Origin of the sequence: Skermanella mucosa, from assembly GCF_016765655.2 — a bacterium.
Classification (GTDB): domain Bacteria; phylum Pseudomonadota; class Alphaproteobacteria; order Azospirillales; family Azospirillaceae; genus Skermanella; species Skermanella mucosa.
Map to the genome: position 1 here is coordinate 80,358 of NZ_CP086107.1, position 17,041 is coordinate 97,398.

The following is a 17,041-nucleotide window of genomic DNA, read 5'->3' on the forward strand; positions in this document are numbered from 1 at the left end:
GCCGCGGAGTGCCCGCCATGACCGACGTAGCGGCGCGCGTGGGAAGGAACTTGTGGGCCCCCCTGGGCAAGGCACGGGCGGAAGGAACGTCAGGAGCGGTTCTTGAACCGCCAGCTTTCGTTCCCGGTTTCCAGGATGTCGCAGTGGTGCGTCAGCCGGTCGAGCAGGGCGGCCGTCATCTTGGTGTCGCCCCCGAAGACGGACGGCCACTCGGCGAAGCTCAGGTTCGTCGTGATGAACACCGACGTCCGGGAATAGAGCTTGCTCAGCGTATGGAACAGCAGCTGGCCGCCATTCTGGGAGAACGGCAGGTAACCGAGCTCGTCCAGCACCACCAGATCGACGCGGGTCAGCTGGTCGGCGAGCTTGCCGGCCTGTCCGGCCCGGGTCTCGGCCTCCAGCCGGTTCACCAGGTCGATGACGTTGTAGAACCGGGCGCGGGCGCCGCGGCGTACGCAGTTGGCGGTGATGGCGATGCAGATGTGCGTCTTGCCGGAACCCGTTCCGCCGACGAACACGGCGTTGCGCTGGGTCTCCAGGAAGCCGCCGTCGTGCAGGTCGCGCACCAGCGCTTCGTTCACCGGGCTGGCCGCGAAGTTGAACTCGGCAAGTGTCCTGGCCAGCGGCAGCCTGGCCGCGCCGAGCTGGTAGCGGATCGAGCGCGCTTTCTTCTCGGCGCGCTCCGCGGCCAGCAGGTCGCCCAGGATCTGCTGGACGGTGCGTTGCCGCTTCAGGCCGTCGGCCATCACCTCGTCGTAGACTGCGCGCATTCCCGCCAGGCTGAGCTCGGCCATCATCGCCATCAGCTCATGCCGCTCCATGACAGCCCTCCCGTGCCGCGCGCAGGCCGTCATAGCGCGCGCAGTCGGCGGCCGGTTCGATCGTCAGCGTCAGCGCCGCCGGCACTGCCACGGGCGCCGTCGGGGTGACGTCGTGGCGCCGGGCGAGGATGTTCAGGACGACGTCCCGGCTGTGCGTCCCGCTCGCCAGCGCCTCGCGGCAGGCGGCCTCCACCGCGTCCAGGCCGTCGGTCAGGATGGCGGCGAGAATGCCGACGAACTGCCGGTCGGCTTCGTCGGAGCGGCCTAGCCGGGCCTTCACCTTGGCCAGGGCCGCAGGCAGCTCCCACTGCCGGAACGGCGCCCCGTTGCGCAGCGCGCCGGGCTTGCGGGCGAGAACCGGCAGGTAGTGCAGCGGATCGTAGATCGTGTGGCCGTGCCCGAAGGCCCGCCGGTGCTCGGCCACAACCGTGCCGTCGCACCACGCCACGAGCCGGTCGGCGTAGGCGCGCACCTGCACCGGCTTGCCGGCGGCCACCGCCGCCACGCTGTAGCGGTTGCGCTCGAAGCGGATCAGGCAGGTCTTCGACGCGCTGGCCGTGATCTCGTGGAAGCCGTCGAAGGCATTAGCCACGGCGACCAGCGCCGGCCGTTCCGCCTCGAACGCCGCCCACACCGTCCGGTCGGGGAACTCGGGATGCGGTGCGCGCCCACGCCTCCACGGCGTGGCGCAGCCGCTCGTTTACTTCCTCCAGCGTCGCCGCCCGCAGGCGTGGGGTGAACAGGCGCTGGCGCAACGTGCCGACCTGGTTCTCGACCTGCCCCTTCTCCCAGCCCGAGGCCGGCGTGCAGGCCACCGGCTCGACCAGGTAGTGCGAGCACATCTGGGCGAAGCGGCGGTTGAAGCGCCGCTCCTTGCCGACGAACACGGCGTCAACCGCCGTCTTCATGTTGTCGTAGATGCCGCGCTCGCACAGGCCGCCGTAGAACGCCGCGGCGCGGGCGTGGGCGTCGAACACCATCTCCTGGGTCTGGCGCGGATAGACCGCCACGAACGGCATCCGGCTGTGGCACAGGCGCACGTGGGCCACCTGCACCTTTGTCGTCACCCCGTCCAGGACGATCCACTCCTCCGCCCAGTCGAACTGGTAAGCCTCGCCCGGTGCGAAGGTCAGCGGCACGAATGCCTCGGCCGCGCTCGCCGGCTGGCGCCGCTTCCACCGCGTGATGTAGCGCCGTACGGCGTCGTAACCGCCCTCGAACCCGGCCGCTGTCAACTGGTCGAAGAGCCCCCGGTAGTCGAGCCGGTCGCACGCCGGCCGGTGGTCGTTCTCCGCGATCAGCCGTTCCAGCTCCGCCTGGAACTGCCCCAGCTTCGGATAGGGCTGCCGCGTCCGCTCGTACCGCGGCGCCGTCTCACCAGACCGCAGGTACTTCGCCACCGTCTCGCGGTTGATCTTCAACGCCCGGGCGATGGCCCGAACGCTCCGCCCCTTCGCGTGCTCCCGCCGTATCCGCGCGATCGTCTCCACTGTCAGCATCCCCGCGTGCCACCCCCTCGTCCAACCAAGGGTGGTATTGTGCCAGATCCGAGGCGGCCGGTTATTGGACGCCGATCACCTCCGAAACTGGCCTACTGTTCCACGCCGATGCACAATGCTGCGCGTCGCGCTGTCCATCAAGGCTGGCCGCATCCGTCCCTCGGTGATCCTGCGCCGGCTCAACACCTACAGCCGCAAGAACCGGCTATACTTCGCCTTCCGAGAGTTGGGGCGCGTGGTCCGAACGATCTTTCTGCTGAATTATCTCTCCTCGCTCGAACTGCGCCACCTGATCCAGGCGGCGACCAACAAGAGCGAGCTGTTCAACAAGTACGCCCAGTGGGTCGCCTTCGGTGAGAGCGGGCTGGTGAGCGAGGGTGTGCGGGACGAGCAGCGCAAGCTGATCAAGTACAATCATTTGGTCGCCAACCTGCTGATCTTCCACACCATCGTCAGCATGACACGAGCGCTGGAGCAGATGGCGGCCGAGGGGCTTCCGGTCGATGAGGCGGCATTGGCCAGCCTCAGTCCGTATCAGACCGAGCATATCAACCGTTTCGGCAACTATATTCTCGACTTCGCCCGTGTTCCGATGCCGTTGCCCACCGAGGTCCGTTCCGCATCAGCGTTGAAATCGGAACCCGACACCATTCCAGAACCTGAAGCTGATCGGAGCTCGGCCGATGTGTGAACTCGTGGAAGCAATCGTTACCGTCCCCCGAAAACGTGTCAAGACACTCAATACCCACATGTTCAACTTTCTCAGCGGCAATGCGTCTCGATCAACATCAATTTGGGTAAAGGTTATGAATATGATGAGCTGGCTCCGAGAGTTCAGGCGAAAAATGGTTCTATGGGTTCTCACGATCTGGAGATGGCTAGGCAGAGCAAAGCTCCTATGGTTGGCTGTGGGGATCATTGTTCTTGGATCGACAATCATTGCCATCTGGCCATCTGAATTTTCGCTTAAGTTGATCGGCATGCTGTTTCAGCTTATCGGCATTGTTGTTGTCGTGGTCGATGTTCGAGTGCTCGCGAAGGAATGGCTCAGAAGCCTGCCGCTCTACGGCAAGCAGGATCGGACCGCCTACGCGACAGCCGTGGTTGGCATGGCAAAGTTTGGCAGCATCGCAGTTACCACCGATCCGGCCGCGCCTCTGGAAACCCGCGTTGCCGCATTGGAGAGCTTGTCGACCAAGCTCCGTGAGCAACTGGCGAGTGTCGAGGAGAAGCTTAAAGCCAGATCCGATGAAATCGCCCAGGAGGCAACCCATCGGAAGAATGCAGACAAGGAGATCCTCGATCGCATGAAATATGACACCGAGAAGGTTCTGAGGCTTGGAGCCGCAGGCGCCCTTCTGCTCTTCGCCGGCGTCATCCTGACGACCTTTCCGGTCGAGCTTGCCGACTTCATTTCAAGGCTGAAAGCAGCGTGAGAAAGACGATGACCGAAATTCCCATCGATCAGCTCCTTACCGCACCGGACGACGGCTCCTTGATGCGCATCGTTTACGCCTACGGCCTCGATGCCGTCCTCAATGGCCTGTTCGATGAAGGGGTCAGGGTCCAGTACACCGATCCCGACCGCGCCGTGGCATGCGCCGACGTGTTCGGGCGGATCCAGCAAAGGACAATGTCGCATCGGTGAGAAGAGGAAGGCTCATCGCGCCTCCCGGCGCAGCTCTCTAAGGAGACGCGCAGGAATAATTAAGACATATTAGTGTGATGTTTCCGGTGTAGGCTATGATCTTCGCTGGTGATTGCCATATCGGGCGGCATGATTGATGAGCGTGCGATACGAGAGCGGTACGAGGCGATCCGGGACCAGTTGGACGAGCGCGGACGACGCCTGTTTGCGGCGGCTGAGGCAAGGTCTGCGGGACGCGGTGGGGTGGTGGCCGTGTCGCGGGCAACCGGTCTGGCGCGCGGCACCGTCGAGCGAGGGCTGAAGGATCTTGATCAGCCAGCGCCGCCCGGCGGGCGTGTCCGCCGGGCCGGGAGCGGGCGGCGGCGCCTGCCAGCCAAGGATCCAACGCTGCTCGGTACATGTCAACGCGTATGAGACAGCTGCTCGTTTTGTCGTAGCTCAGGGTTGGGGCTGACTGCCGGCGGGGTGGTTTTCCCACGGCCGTTCGTCCGCTTCCAGGATGCCGGCGCTCTCGGGCCGCGCAAGGCCCTTCCGTCCCGCCCCGTGGGCGGGTCCCTCGAGAAGGACCTTGCCCGTTCCCTCGTGCGCCGGCGGTGAGGTCGGCAGGCCGGGACGGCGGGATGGCCGCTGTTCAGCCGAACATCGGGATGAGGGATGTGCGCCGCCGCCTTCCTCCGGCGCGGCCGGCGGGTTGATCCAGACCGCCGCGGGCGGTGCGGGAGCTTCGGGCCGCTTGCTCACGAAGCGTTCGGGATGCCGGCGGTGGACGTCATCGAGCACTGCCTGCCGTGCCGACCGGATCGCGCCGGTGTCGCCATAGTGGACCTGGTGCGGCGTCATCAGCGCCAGCCCGGAGTGCCGGTGCACGGTGTTGTACCAGGCGAAGAAGGTGCGGCAGAACACCCGGGCGTCCTGGATCGAGCCGAAGCGCTCGGGGAAGTCGCGATGGTACTTCAGCGTCTTGAACTGCGCCTCGGAGAACGGATTGTCGTTGGACTGCTGCGGCCGGCTGTGGCTGCGCGTCACGCCGAGGTCGGCCAGCAACTCGACCACCGCCCTGGCCTTCATGGCGCCGCCGCGGTCGGCATGCAGCGTCAGCCGGTCACGGGCGACACCCTGTTTGCGCACGGTCTGCCGGATCAGCCGCTCGGCAAGCGCGGCGCTTTCCCGGTAGGCTACCGTCCACCCCACCACGGCGCGGCTGAAGATGTCGAGAATGACGTACAGGCACAGCCACGTGCCCTTGACCGGCCCCTTCAGCTTGGTGATGTCCCAGCTCCACACCTGGTTGGGGCCGGTGGCCAGCAGTTCGGGCTTGGTATAGACCGGATGCCGGCGCTGCTGCCGGCGCTCCCGAACCTCGTCATTGGCGGCCAGCAGGCGGTACATGGTGCGCACCGAGCACAGGTATCGCCCCTCGTCGAGCAGCGTGGCGTAGACCTGGGCCGGGGCGGCATCGACGAAGCGCTCGCTGTGCAGCAGGTCGAGAACCTGACGGCACTCGGTCCTGCTCAGCGCGCGCGGAGGAGAGGGCCGGCGCACCGGCGGGAGGGGCGGCCCGACCTGGCGCAGCCTGTCGCGATGGCGGTAGAAGCTGGCGCGGGGGACGCCGAGCGCCCGGCAGGCGGTGGCGACGTCCACGGCCGGGACCGCCTGCTCGATGGCGGTCATCACCTGCGCTCGCCCGGATCGGTCGAGCCGAGTGAGGTCTCCAGCAGCTGAGCGACTTTTTTTTGGAGCTCGATGATCGCCTCGGCGCGGGTGAGCTGGTCGCGCAGGCGAGCGTTCTCCCGCTCCAGGCGCACCACGTCGTTCTTGTGAGGATTGGCCGGCGCGCTCTTCGGCCCCGATCTGGCCGGCGCCGGTCCGTGCAGCGTGCCGGCGTCGCGCTGTCGGCGCCACCGTCCGACATTGGACGAGTACAGACCTTCACGACGCAGGATGGCGCCGACATCACCGGGACGGGCGCGGTCGATCTCGTCCAGGATGCGCAGCTTGTCGGCCACGCTGAACGTCCGGCGCTGGGGCCGGTCACTCACCTCCGGGTCCGGTGGTGAAAGCGGGGTTCCGGTTTGGGGTAGGGAAGTCATGCTCATCAGGTCCTCAACAGCGCCCTCTACTGATCAGTTCAGCAGGCAACTGTCTCATCCGACGTTGGCACAGAGGGGCTGGAGGACCTGCGTCGCCTGGTCGAGCCGGTCACGCTCGGAGACCCGATGAGACCGCTGCTGTGGGTCTCCAAGAGCCACGTCAAGCTGGCCAAAGCACTGCAGAAGATGGGTCATGCGGTCAGCCCGAATACGGTGCGCAAGCTGTTGCACCAGCTCGGCTATGGCCGCCGGGCCAATCGCAAGGCCAATGATGGACGCCAGCATGCCGACCGTGACGCTCAGTTCGAGCACATCAATGCCCGGGTCCTGGCCTTTCAGGCCGAGGATCAGCCGGTAATCTCGGTCGACACTAAGAAGAAGGAGCTGGTTGGCAACTACACCAGCAAGGGCACCGAGTACCGCCCCGAAGGCCAGCCACGGCGGACCGAAGTTCATGACTTCGAGAACAAGGACCTCGGCAAGGTCGTGCCCTACGGCGTCTACGATCTGGCCGACAACAGCGGCTGGGTCAGCCTCGGCGTGACCAGCGACACCGCCGAGTTCGCGGTCAACGCCATCCGCTCCTGGTTCGACAACAAAGGTCGCGACCTCTATCCCGCGGCCTCCCGGCTGATGATCACGGCCGACTGCGGCGGCTCCAATGGAGCTCGCGTGCGGCTGTGGAAGCGTGAGCTTCAGGACCTGGCCGACCAGACCGGGCTGACGATCTCGGTGTGCCACTTCCCGCCCGGAACCTCGAAGTGGAACAGGATCGAGCATCGCCTTTTCTGTCATATCACGCAAAATTGGCGTGGCTATCCCTTGACCAGCCGCCTGGCCGTGATCGAACTGATCGCCGCTACCACCACAACGACCGGCCTGACGGTCGAGTGCGAACTGGACACCAACACTTACCAGAAGGGTGTCAAGGTCACCGCCGCTGAAATGGCCACCCTCAACATTGAGCGCGATGGCTTTCATCCGGAATGGAACTACACCATCGCGCCGCGCCACATACCTCACAACTGATCCAGTTATTTATGCGTGTCTCCTAAGGGCTTCGCCCTCGCGCCTACAAGCGGAATCGACCGGGCCGTGTCCTCGCTTCGCTGCGGGCCGCACCACCCCGGTCGATTCCGCTTTCCGTTGCTACCCTGCCTCATTGGCGGCGGCCGAGTCAGCCGCATTCGCGGCTGGTTCCTATTTTAAGAGACGAGAAACTGATGCACCTGACCAGTACGACGGCGGCCGACACAGGGGCACTCCTGGCCCTGGTACAATCCCGTGATCTGACACAGGACGATGCCGCCGAAATTGCAGAGGCCGCCCAGGACCGCCCCGAGATCCTTCGCGAACTGATCCACAACGCCCACTTCTGGCGCGACCATTCTCGCAACGAGCAGACCAGGCGCATCGCTGCTGGCATCTTTGAAGCTCTTCGCCGCGATGAGACACAGAAGCGCGAGGCCGTCGGCATGGATCTAGCCCAAGCAAGGGGACAGACGATCAGACTTTCTACCTTTGACCTGCTTTACCCCTCCGATTCGGAGCCAACAACATCAACCCTAACGTAACCGGCCGATCCAGGCCGCCTTACGAGGATTTTGCTATCGAGATAGCTTACGTCGTTAACGACGTCGTTATGGACGTCAACAGCGAGGTGAGATATGCGGGTGGAGGTGCTGAGCAGGGGAGAGCGCCGGCGTCGCTGGTCATTGGACGAGAAGATGCGGATTGTCGCCGAGGCTGCCGCTCCCGGGTCCAGCGTCTCGGAGGTGGCCCGCCGGCATGACATCTCCCGGCAGAACATCTATCAGTGGCGCTGCGAGTTGAAGCACAAGGCTGTCCATCCAACGGGTAAGGCCGTATTCCTCCCGGTCGAAGTGACGGAGGACGAGCCGAGCCCGGGCGCTGGATGCGGCGGGGATGTGCCAGGCCACCCTGTCGAGATCGGGCTGCGCAGTGGCCGCACCCTCCGCTTTGCCGCCGACATTCCGGATCGCGTTCTGATGCGGCTGATCCGGGCCGCGGAGGCGGCATGATCGGCCCGGGCACCGGCGTTCGGGTTTATCTCGCCTGCGGGGTCACGGACGTGCGCAAGGGGATCACCGGGCTGGCGGCGGTCGCGCAGGAGCATCTCCGGCAGGCCCCCGGCTCGGGTGCCGTCTTCGCCTTCCGGGGGCGTCGGGGCGACAGGATCAAGCTGCTCCACTGGGACGGCCAGGGGTTTTGCTTGTATTACAAGGTTCTCGAGCAGGGCCGCTTCCCCTGGCCGGCACCTTCGGACGGATCGGTACGGCTGACGGCGGCACAACTCGCAATGCTGTGGGAGGGAATTGATTGGAGACGTCCCGCCTGGACTTCCCGGCCGACGCGGGTCGGGTGACATTCTCTGGTCATGACTGAGGGATTACTGTTACCCGCCATGAAGTTCTGCTAAACTTGATCCATGCAGCCGCAGCCCGATGTTCTGCCCGACGACCCAGCCGCCCTGAAGGCGATCATCCTCGCCCAGCGTGAGGAGATGGCTCGCGCCAGGGCGTCGGCGCTGGCCTTCGAGGCCCTGGTCCAGGCGCTTCGGATCCAGATCGCCAGGCTGCGGCGGCAGCGGTTCGGACCGAGTTCGGAGCGGATCAACCGTGAGCTCGAGCAGCTCCAGCTGACGCTCGAGGACGTCGAGGTGGCGATTGCCGCCAACGATGCTTCGGGCGAACATTCCGATGCCGATGACGCCGGGGAGGAGCCGGCATTACCGAGAGGCGAACCCCGCCGACGGGGTAAACCGTGCCTTCGCGACGACGCGCCGCGCGAGCGGATCGTGCTCGATCCCGGCGACCACTGCCCCGACTGCGGAGGCCCGCTTCGTCTGCTCGGCGAGGACTTGTCCGAGGTTCTCGAGTTCGTCGCGGCCAAGCTCAAGGTGATCGAGACCAGGAGGCCGAAGAAGTCCTGCCGGCTGTGCGAGAGGATCGTCCAGGAGCCGGCACCGCCCCGGCCGATCCGGCGGGGAATGGCGGGTCCCGCCCTGCTGGCCCATGTCCTGGTCTCGAAGTTCGACGATCACCTTCCCCTGTACCGCCAGGGCGAGATCTTCGCCCGGATGGGGGCCGACATTCCCCGGTCCACCCTGATCGACTGGTGCGGCCAGGCGGTCGCGGCGCTGCGGCCCCTGACCGACCTGATCCGCGCCGAGGTCATGCGGTCGGACCGGCTGCATGCCGATGATACGCCGATCCGCGTCCTCGATCCGGGACGCCGCGCCGTCGAGGGCAAACCCCGCGGGGTCAAGGAAGGGCGGATCTGGGTCTATCTCCGCGACGACCGGCCCTGGGGCGGGAGCGATCCGCCCGCCGTGACCTACTTCTTCTCGCCCGACCGCAAGGGCGAGCACCCGCAGGCCCATCTCGCGGGCTTCGAGGGCGTGTTGCAAGCCGATGCCTACGGCGGCTTCAGGAAGCTCTACGAGCCGGGCGCCGAGGGCCATCGGCGCATCCGCGAGGCGGCATGCTGGGCTCATCTGCGCCGCGCCTTCCACGACGTCTGGAAGTCCACCGGCTCCCCGATCGCCTTCGAGGCGCTGGAGCGGATCGGCGTCCTGTACGACATCGAGCGCGAGATCGCCGGGCGGCCGGCGGAGGAGTGGCGCCGCATCCGGCAGGAGCGAAGCCGAGGTCTGGTCGAAGCCTTCCAGGCCTGGTGCGAGGACCGGCTTCGGCGCATCCCCGGCAAGGGCGACCTGCCGGCGGCGATGCGCTACTTCCTCAAGCGCGTCGAGGCCTTCTCCCTGTTCCTCGAGGACGGGCGCGTCGCCATGGACAACAACCCGGCCGAGCGGGCGATCCGGCCGATCTCGGTGGGCAGGAAGAACTATCTCTTCGCCGGCTCGGACGCCGGCGGCGGCATGATCGCGGACGCGATGACGATCATCGAGACGGCCAAGCTCTCGGGTCTCGATCCCGAGGCTTATCTCGCGGCGGTGCTCGACCGCATCGGCGACCAGCTGGTCAGCCGCCTGCACGAACTTCTGCCCTGGAACTGGGCCGCCACCGAGGCGCTCCGGAAACAAGCCGCCTGAAGTGGCCGCGATCAGCGCCGTCTTCACCATCGCCCGCGTCGCCGACATGCTCGGCGAGGACGAGGATCTGCTGCACGAGGTCAGTCTCGACATGGAACCCGAGGACGGCGTCCTTTGGATCTACGGCATCGGAGGCGAGGAAGTCCTGGCGTTCACTGCCTTCGGCATCGAGAACCTGCGCGACCTCATCCCCCTCTACAAAAAACCCGTCCCTGGGCCTTGAGCGGCCGGTTACCCTGCAAGTCGGCGCCGAGCTGTTTCGAGCGCGGCTTCGATGGTGGCAAGAAGGTCGGCGGTGTGAAGATCCACCTGGGCGTCGAAAAGCATGGCATTCCGCTGGCGATCGACGTCTCTTCAGCCAATACTCACGACACCAAAGGTATCGTGCCGGTGCTCCGCGAATTCTCTGGCCAAGGGTTCCGGGGATCGGCACTGGGTGACTTGGGCTACCGGGGCAAACGGCTGGCCAAGGCCGGCGAGAAGCTCGGTATCACCGTCAAGGCGGTTGCCCGCGGCCGCGACGGCGTCTTCCTGCCGACCGGAATCTGCTGGACGGTGGAGCGGTCCTTCGGCTGGATCTCGCGCTATCGGCGGTTGAATACGATCTTCGACCGGACCAAGGAGCATCTCGTCGCTTTCATCGAGATCGCCTTCGTTTCCATCCTCGCCAGACGCCTCAAACGTCTCGCAATCGATGAGGTCCAGCGCCTGACATCTACGAACAGCCTCTAACACTGCTCGGCAAATGCCTCAAGCAGTGATCGGTTCACCATCCGCGGGGAGATCCAATCTTCAGCAAAATCCTCAACGGCTTTTTCTTCGCCGACTTCGTCGAGATCATGTGTGTCATCGCAGGTCTGCTGGTCGAGAAAGACGTGGCCGAACTCGTGCGCGAGTATGGCACGGAGTTGGCCCTCGACGTTGAGGCCCATGAACCAGCATTTCCGGATGCCTTCGAAATCCAGCGGCACCATCGGGCACGAGGCGGTACCGTTGACATAGCGCGCGAACACGTTTTTCTTTTTTCGTCATATCCATATTGAGTGAACGTCTTGCCTCAAAAGGTATGGAAAATGCCAGGTTCCTCAAGCTCGCTTCGGACGCGTCCGTCTTCGGGACCGCGTTCGTACCCGGCGACCCAGATCAGCTTGCGCAGCATTCTGCCTGGTCCATAGGGCTGCATCTTGAAGTGCCCCTCGACCTGCTGGCGGATATCCAGAGTCCATGAGCCTTTCCGGCCGGTGTCGGGACGACCGAAACGGTCCGCCGGGACTTCCAGGCGGCGCACCTTGAACAGCGAGAAAGTTGGCCTCAGGATCGAAGGCGTTCGGCGGCACTCTTCCCTCGACTTTTGCGGAAGATAGGTTGCTGCATCGTCGCTGCCGCCAACGGTTTCGAAAAGCACGATCAGTCCGACCAGATCTTCAACGCTGTCCCGGAAATAGCCGGCATCCATGGTCGGGATGCCGCCGCTGGCCAGCATGTCATCCGGTCCCGGCATATCGCCGAAATGCATGGTTCCGCCGAACGCCACCAGTCTCGGATCCACCGGTTTCCAATTGGTGTCGGTCCTGGCCTCGGCGACACGCCAGCAGACTCGGCCAACCAGCTGATCGCTGTTCGGCTTGGTCAGGATCGCGTTGATCCAGATTTCTCCATCGAACGGACAAGTCAGAATGGCCCGGACCTCGTGGAGGGGACCGACCATCAGGGCTCTGTGCGGCAGATCGATGTACCAAACAACGTCCTCGATGGCGCTGCGCCACGTATCGCGTGCGGGCGCCCTAGCGTGAACCAATGTCTCGACCAGTTCCATCGCGGGCTGCACGGCCCGGCTTGGAACGGTGGTCGGGCCGGATTTGTCCGATGCAATGCGAAGGAACGCCAGCTGGGCGACCGTCAAGGTGATGATGCCGCCCTGTACCATCGGGATTCTCATGCCGCGCTGATATGCCTGGTAGTCCAGCAGGCAGCCCATCCGCATGGCATCGAAGTCGTCCCTGGGGACCTGCCCGGCGGCTTTGAAGTTGGCAGCCAGCTGCGGAATTGCCTGCACATTGCGGAGATGCCCGGTCAGAAATGCATCGAGCCAGGTCTTCATGCGCCTTTACTCAACGCATAGTCCGCCTCGGCGACATCAAGCCCGCGCGGAGCGTCCAGATAGCCTGCGAGGAATTTTACGCAGTCAGCCTTCATGCGTTCCGCGTCGAGCTGGTACCAGTCGAGACCGTCCCATTCCAGGTCCACGCGGCCCGGCTTCTCGTCGCCATACCCGTCGATCAGCGGCACGCGGGAATAGAGCACGCCCTCGAAGCTGATGACGTGGGGGCGCTCCGTCGGGACACCGTGCGGACCGCGCTGGATGTAGCGCTTGCCCTCGATGACGTGGGTTGCGTACTGGTCATGGTCGTCATCGGGAACGAACAGCTCGGCGCCGTCCGCTGTCACCAGGTCGGGCTCGCGGTCAGAATAGGCGCCCTGGACCTCGCTGTCATGGATGCCGCCCACGAAATCGTCCAGCGCGTCGGGATCTCCGGCATCGAAGCCGAATTCATCGGAAAGCTCGCGGCCCATTCTTCGCTCCTGAATAAGTGTGAGTGCAGATATTTATACCCGATATGCGGGTGAAATACAATAAGGGTGAGGTGTGCATGGGTGGAGATGCCTATGGCCGCACTGGACAAGCCTGTCACGGTCTTTGTACTGCCAGCCCCGTAACGTTCAAAATGATCGACCAGCTGGCTGATCCCGGGCTTGAGGTTTCACGTGCGGGCACGTAGCGTTTAGTCAGAATTGACTGGCCCCGGACGGCAGCGCGACGACGCGTTTCAAATCGGAAATGACCTCGATGTCTACCAGCGTCACCCTGATGTGCCGCCCAGCTTGACCTCCTGCAGGGCGTCATTGAGCGCCGTCTCGTTGCGGATGCCGGGCCTAAACTGACACGTGCCGAAACGCCAGACGCTTGAGTAGCGCGCCGACGCTGCGCTTGGCCAGCACGATACGAAACCGCAACTCAACTCTGGCCGCGAGATTCTTCCAGCGTCCAACAATACCATCTTCGATGGAGTCTGGGCCAGCAGGTAACCAGACCGCAACTTCGCCCTCTCGCTCAGACTTGAGCTTGCCAGAACGATGCGCGGCGACGCAGATCACAGCCATCAAATTCAAGCGCCTAATCGCAATCGATGATCCGATAAAAGCTTCCTCCTAATTCAATGAAGATAACCAATCACATTTAATTCGACAGGAAAATCGTTAACCTGCGAGGGGCGTTGGTGCAGCGAGCTCAACATAGACGCAGTGGGCCTATCCGCCCTGGTCGGTTATGGGACGCGGACGGACTCCGGGCGTCCTGCATCGATCATGCGGTTGAGGACGGCGCCGCTGATGGCAGCCTCGACCTGCTGACCAGACAGCTTTCGGGCATGGAGATGGTCGCCGAGGATGCGCTTGTATCTCGACATTGCGGTTTCCGCCATGGACCGCTTGCCGTAGCCGGTTTCACGCTGCCAGCCCAGCCGGCCCTTCCCGGCAAGGGACTGGATATGCCCATCGCGCTGGGTCGGTTCAGCGGTTGATCCCGGCACGGCCGTGCTCCTCGGGGGGATGATGACTGTGGCGGCGAGGTCGCGCTCGGCCACGGTCTGGTAGGTCGGTTCGCCGTCATAGGCGTCGTCCGCCATCACGGTGTCGATGGGACCCGTCGTCTGGTCCAGCAGCGGACCGACCTGGCTGGCATCGCCCTCGCCGCTGGTCGTCAGGGTGGTGGCGGCGATGGTGTTGGTCGCCGCGTCGACCGCCAGGTGGAGCTTACACCAGGTTCGCCGCCCGCGCACGCCGTGCTTGTCGCGGTGCCACTCGCCGGCGCCGTAAACCTTCAGCCCGGTGCTGTCGATCACCAGGGTGACCGCGCCATCCGGCAGGGCGGTCCGCAGCGTTGGCGTCAGGAATGCCGCCCGCCGGCTGATCGTCGTGTGATCGGGAACCGGCAGTTCTATGCCCATGAGGTCCAGCAGCGATTCGAGCAGCCCCTCCGTCTGGCGCAGCGGCTGGTGAAACACCAGCCTGACCATGAGGGCTGTCTCGATCGCTGTTTGCGAGTAGCGCGCCTGACCGCCCGGCGTCGTTCGCGGCGCTGCCCTCCAGGCTGCGATGGCCTCGTCGCTGACCCACAGCGTCAGGCTGCCACGCCGCCGCAGACCGGCCTCGTAGGCCGACCAGTTCGTCACCCTGAACCTCATCTTCGGGATATGATGGTGCCGGGCGGCATTGTGTTTGTTCGGCATGCAGGGCGCTGACCAGTCCGCGGGAAGATGAGGGGAGCCCGTTCTACAGGGCCGTCCAGTCTCCTGGCAACTCGTTCACCCCTGCCTCGCTGCACCAACGCCGTTCTACAGGGCCAACCCCCACCTGCCAACTCGTTCAGCCCTGCCTCGATGCACCAACGCCTCAGCGAAGGCAAACCCGCATAAGCGCCTCCCACAATCCACCATGGTCTCCTCGGCAGTCCCCGTGCTGATTGCCGACTTCCACGCTGACCTTTCGGCTGAGTTACCCGGCAACCGCCGGGATAGTGGACTTGTCGCTTTCGGGCGCGGACCGCATCCTGGTGAACATCAAATGCCACTGAGGAGAAGGCCGTCCGCAAAGCGTACAGCTGAATTGCACACTTTGATTGTACCATCCATTGTTCCCGTGGTATGATCGGCCATATTTTGCATGGAGGCGGACATGACCCAGGAGCGACTTTGGCAGGCAACCGACGCCAGGGCCAACCTGCCCACTGTCATGGAAGGCGCCCTCGCGGGCGTTCCCCAGGTCATCAAGAAGCGGACTGGCGAGGAGGTTGTTGTGATCGCCCGTGCTGACTACGACCGCATGAAGCCGAACCTGAAGGATTTCCTTTTGCAGAGCGCTGGCCTTGACCAGGACGATGCGCTTGATGAAGGCATCCGCAAGGCACGCTTAAACGGTGCCATGGGCTTCGCACCGCGCTCAACCGGCCTGGGGGACTAACGTGTTCCTCCTCGACACCGACGTGGTCAGCAACTTCCGAAAGAAACCTCACCCGAACCTGGTGGCATGGCTCAAGGCGGTGAATGCGAATGACATCGCTGTCTCCGCCATGACCGTCTTCGAAATCCAGACCGGCATCAATTACGTGCGCGAGCACGATGCGGCCAAGGCGAAGGACATCGACGATTGGCTGCGCAGTTTCCTGCTGGCGGGTGGTATGTCCATCCTGCCGGTGGACGCGGACGTGGCCCGGCTCTACGGGAACATGTTCACCACCCAGGAACTGAAAAACTTCCTGTACCCCGATCCTGACAGCAAGCGACCGAAGAGCGGTGCCGATCTCATCATCGCCGCGACCGCCATCGTTCACGAGGCCACGGTGGTGACCATCAACAGAGCCGATTACGAGCGCATCCACGCCCACTTTCCGCTCCCCGGCCTGTACGAGCCCTTCAGTGACACCTTCGTGGTGGATCCGGATGTGGGTGCCCTTCCACACCCCTGAAGGGGTGAGCGTCGTCGGCGTCTACTTGCATGACGGGACTGTCGAGCGATTGGGGGAGCGGTCGTCATCAGGGTATGACCAGCCGAGTTTTTGGCTGGCTGAGGATCAAGGATGGGGTGGGTTTTGCGCCTGGTGGAAACCGGAGTCGGTGAACACTCCGCCGCCTGAAGGCGGACGGCTTCTGAAGCAAGCTATGCGGCAACCCGCTGGCTTGACGCTTCAAGGCTCGCTCCTAGCCCCTTTGACCACGGGAATGCCCGATGCTTGATGACTTTTGCCGCGTGAATGTCGCGATCTTCAACCGTCCCGCAACCGGGACAGTCGTGGATGCGCTCACTCAGCGTCTTCGGTGTCACCCGTCCGCAGCAGTCGCATTCCTGGGAAGTTCCGCGCGGGTTGACCTTCGCGACCAGACCACCAGCGTATGCTGCTTTGTAGTCGGTGAACGAGATCAACTGGCCCCACGCGGCATTGAGTACGGACTTGGCAAGCATGCCGCTCGCGAGCCCGGTGATGTTCAAGTCCTCGAAGGCGATGTGAGAGTAGCGGTTGACCAGATCGCGGGAGACTTTGTGGGCAAAGTCCCGCCGCTGGCTGGCCGTCCGGGCGGCGTGCCGAGCCAACCGCATCTTCGCCCGCAGTCTGCTCTTGCTGCCCCGCTTGCACCGGGCGAGGGCACGCTGGAGGCGTCGCTGTTTCTTCGATGCCTTGCCGATCCACTTCGGCGTCGGCACCCTGCAGCCGTCCGACGTGGCGACCAGACTGGTCAAGCCGACATCGACGCCAACCGCCTCCCGGAACGGGTGCGGGCCGTAGGCGTCCGGTGTCTCGACCGAGAAGCGGATGTACCATTTACCGCAGGACCGCATCACGACGGCGGTACTGATCTTGGCTCCAGCCGGAAGATCGCGGTGCCACCGCACCTTGATCTCGCCGGGGATGCCGACGACGGTGATTTTTCGGTTCCTGCAGATTGTCAGTCCGTCACCGACCCGGAAGCCGGCACTGTCGAACATGCTTTTCGCCCGGAAACGGGGAAAGCCGCCCTTGCCTCTCCTGACCCTGCCGAAGAACGCCTTGAATGCTTTGTCCAGGCGGCGGACGACTTGCTGTTCGGCCGAGTAACTGTAACCGGCCAGCCGTTCGTCCGCCAGCCGAACCGCTTTCAGTTCGTTGGCCTGATCGATGTAGCCGAGCGATTTGCCCCGCCGCTGGTATGCCTCGATACGCTGCTGGAGACAGGCGTTGTAGAGGTCGCAGAAGCTTCCAAGCATGTCGGTCAGCCCGGCGGCCTGCGTCGGGTTCGGAAAGAGGCGGTATTTGAACGAACGGAGCATGAACATAGGATACCGGACATCCGTCTCGTCACAACTGCTCAAGGGTA

Annotated in this window: 18 protein-coding genes and 4 pseudogenes; 13 read left to right on the forward strand and 9 right to left on the reverse strand. The window is 64.2% G+C overall.

From position 1 onward, the window contains the following. Positions 1–89: 89 nt before the first annotated feature. Positions 90–821, reverse strand: a complete 732-nt coding sequence (istB, locus tag JL100_RS30260; protein ID WP_202685616.1) for an IS21-like element helper ATPase IstB — start codon at positions 819–821, stop codon at positions 90–92. Beyond that, positions 808–2,320 (reverse strand): annotated as a pseudogene (istA, locus tag JL100_RS30265) (IS21 family transposase). The gene istB and the pseudogene istA overlap by 14 nt, the downstream one beginning before the upstream one ends. Before the next feature lie 115 nt (positions 2,321–2,435). Between istA and JL100_RS30270 the strand changes: the two are divergent. From JL100_RS30270 to JL100_RS30285, 4 genes and pseudogenes are all read left to right on the forward strand, one after another. Beyond that, positions 2,436–3,011, forward strand: a complete 576-nt coding sequence (locus tag JL100_RS30270) for a Tn3 family transposase (RefSeq protein ID WP_202685617.1) — start codon at positions 2,436–2,438, stop codon at positions 3,009–3,011. After that, on the forward strand, positions 3,004–3,756 hold the full coding sequence (locus JL100_RS30275; protein ID WP_202685618.1) for a hypothetical protein: 753 nt from the start codon (positions 3,004–3,006) through the stop codon (positions 3,754–3,756). Before JL100_RS30270 ends, JL100_RS30275 begins: the two co-directional genes overlap by 8 nt. Positions 3,757–3,764: 8 nt before the next feature. Then, entirely contained in the window at positions 3,765–3,968 is a 204-nt protein-coding gene (locus JL100_RS30280; RefSeq protein ID WP_202685619.1) for a hypothetical protein, read from the forward strand. Positions 3,969–4,097: 129 nt separating this feature from the next. Then, positions 4,098–4,373, forward strand: a pseudogene (locus JL100_RS30285) (ISAzo13 family transposase); the annotation flags it as partial. A gap of 267 nt (positions 4,374–4,640) precedes the next feature. Here JL100_RS30285 and JL100_RS30290 read toward each other — a convergent pair. After that, positions 4,641–6,064 (reverse strand): annotated as a pseudogene (locus tag JL100_RS30290) (IS3 family transposase); the annotation flags it as partial. Positions 6,065–6,136: 72 nt separating this feature from the next. On the opposite strand from JL100_RS30290, the pseudogene JL100_RS30295 reads away from it, so the two are divergent. The 7 genes and pseudogenes from JL100_RS30295 to JL100_RS30325 all read left to right on the forward strand — a co-directional run. After that, a pseudogene (locus JL100_RS30295) lies at positions 6,137–7,087 on the forward strand (ISAzo13 family transposase); the annotation flags it as partial. A 194-nt stretch (positions 7,088–7,281) separates the two neighbouring features. Continuing rightward, entirely contained in the window at positions 7,282–7,632 is a 351-nt protein-coding gene (locus tag JL100_RS30300; RefSeq protein WP_202685879.1) for a hypothetical protein, read from the forward strand. Between the two features lie 93 nt (positions 7,633–7,725). Beyond that, entirely contained in the window at positions 7,726–8,100 is a 375-nt protein-coding gene (tnpA, locus tag JL100_RS30305; RefSeq protein ID WP_228420723.1) for an IS66-like element accessory protein TnpA, read from the forward strand. Next, positions 8,097–8,444: an IS66 family insertion sequence element accessory protein TnpB gene (gene tnpB / locus JL100_RS30310; RefSeq protein WP_228421618.1), complete on the forward strand. Its 348-nt coding sequence runs from the start codon at positions 8,097–8,099 to the stop codon at positions 8,442–8,444. The genes tnpA and tnpB overlap by 4 nt, the downstream gene beginning before the upstream one ends. A 63-nt stretch (positions 8,445–8,507) precedes the next feature. After that, entirely contained in the window at positions 8,508–10,133 is a 1,626-nt protein-coding gene (gene tnpC / locus JL100_RS30315; protein ID WP_228421620.1) for an IS66 family transposase, read from the forward strand. Between the two features lies 1 nt (position 10,134). After that, on the forward strand, positions 10,135–10,356 hold the full coding sequence (locus tag JL100_RS30320; RefSeq protein WP_202685867.1) for a hypothetical protein: 222 nt from the start codon (positions 10,135–10,137) through the stop codon (positions 10,354–10,356). Further along, positions 10,353–10,865 (forward strand): transposase, encoded by a 513-nt coding sequence (locus JL100_RS30325; RefSeq protein ID WP_228421622.1) that lies wholly within the window; start codon positions 10,353–10,355, stop codon positions 10,863–10,865. Before JL100_RS30320 ends, JL100_RS30325 begins: the two co-directional genes overlap by 4 nt. Here the strand turns inward: JL100_RS30325 and JL100_RS30330 are convergent. From JL100_RS30330 to JL100_RS30350, 5 genes are all read right to left on the reverse strand, one after another. Next, positions 10,862–11,146 carry a hypothetical protein gene (locus JL100_RS30330; protein ID WP_202685739.1) on the reverse strand — a complete coding sequence of 95 codons (285 nt, stop codon included), beginning with the start codon at positions 11,144–11,146 and terminating at the stop codon, positions 10,862–10,864. The two genes, JL100_RS30325 and JL100_RS30330, sit on opposite strands and share 4 nt — an antisense overlap. Before the next feature lie 44 nt (positions 11,147–11,190). Continuing rightward, complete coding sequence (locus JL100_RS30335) at positions 11,191–12,234, reverse strand: hypothetical protein (protein WP_202685740.1); 1,044 nt, start codon at positions 12,232–12,234, stop codon at positions 11,191–11,193. After that, complete coding sequence (locus JL100_RS30340) at positions 12,231–12,707, reverse strand: hypothetical protein (protein WP_202685741.1); 477 nt, start codon at positions 12,705–12,707, stop codon at positions 12,231–12,233. The genes JL100_RS30335 and JL100_RS30340 overlap by 4 nt, the downstream gene beginning before the upstream one ends. 360 nt (positions 12,708–13,067) lie before the next feature. Then, a complete protein-coding gene (locus JL100_RS30345) occupies positions 13,068–13,304 on the reverse strand; it encodes a hypothetical protein (RefSeq protein ID WP_228421624.1) in 237 nt (78 codons plus the stop codon). Between the two features lie 155 nt (positions 13,305–13,459). Further along, positions 13,460–14,422 carry an IS5 family transposase gene (locus tag JL100_RS30350; protein WP_202685743.1) on the reverse strand — a complete coding sequence of 321 codons (963 nt, stop codon included), beginning with the start codon at positions 14,420–14,422 and terminating at the stop codon, positions 13,460–13,462. Between the two features lie 445 nt (positions 14,423–14,867). On the opposite strand from JL100_RS30350, the gene JL100_RS30355 reads away from it, so the two are divergent. Continuing rightward, on the forward strand, positions 14,868–15,152 hold the full coding sequence (locus tag JL100_RS30355) for a type II toxin-antitoxin system Phd/YefM family antitoxin (RefSeq protein WP_202685744.1): 285 nt from the start codon (positions 14,868–14,870) through the stop codon (positions 15,150–15,152). Between the two features lies 1 nt (position 15,153). Beyond that, positions 15,154–15,657 (forward strand): PIN domain-containing protein, encoded by a 504-nt coding sequence (locus JL100_RS30360; RefSeq protein ID WP_202685745.1) that lies wholly within the window; start codon positions 15,154–15,156, stop codon positions 15,655–15,657. A gap of 191 nt (positions 15,658–15,848) precedes the next feature. On the opposite strand, the gene JL100_RS30365 is transcribed toward JL100_RS30360, so the two are convergent. Continuing rightward, positions 15,849–17,000: an RNA-guided endonuclease InsQ/TnpB family protein gene (locus tag JL100_RS30365; protein WP_228421611.1), complete on the reverse strand. Its 1,152-nt coding sequence runs from the start codon at positions 16,998–17,000 to the stop codon at positions 15,849–15,851. Between the last annotated feature and the right edge of the window lie 41 nt (positions 17,001–17,041).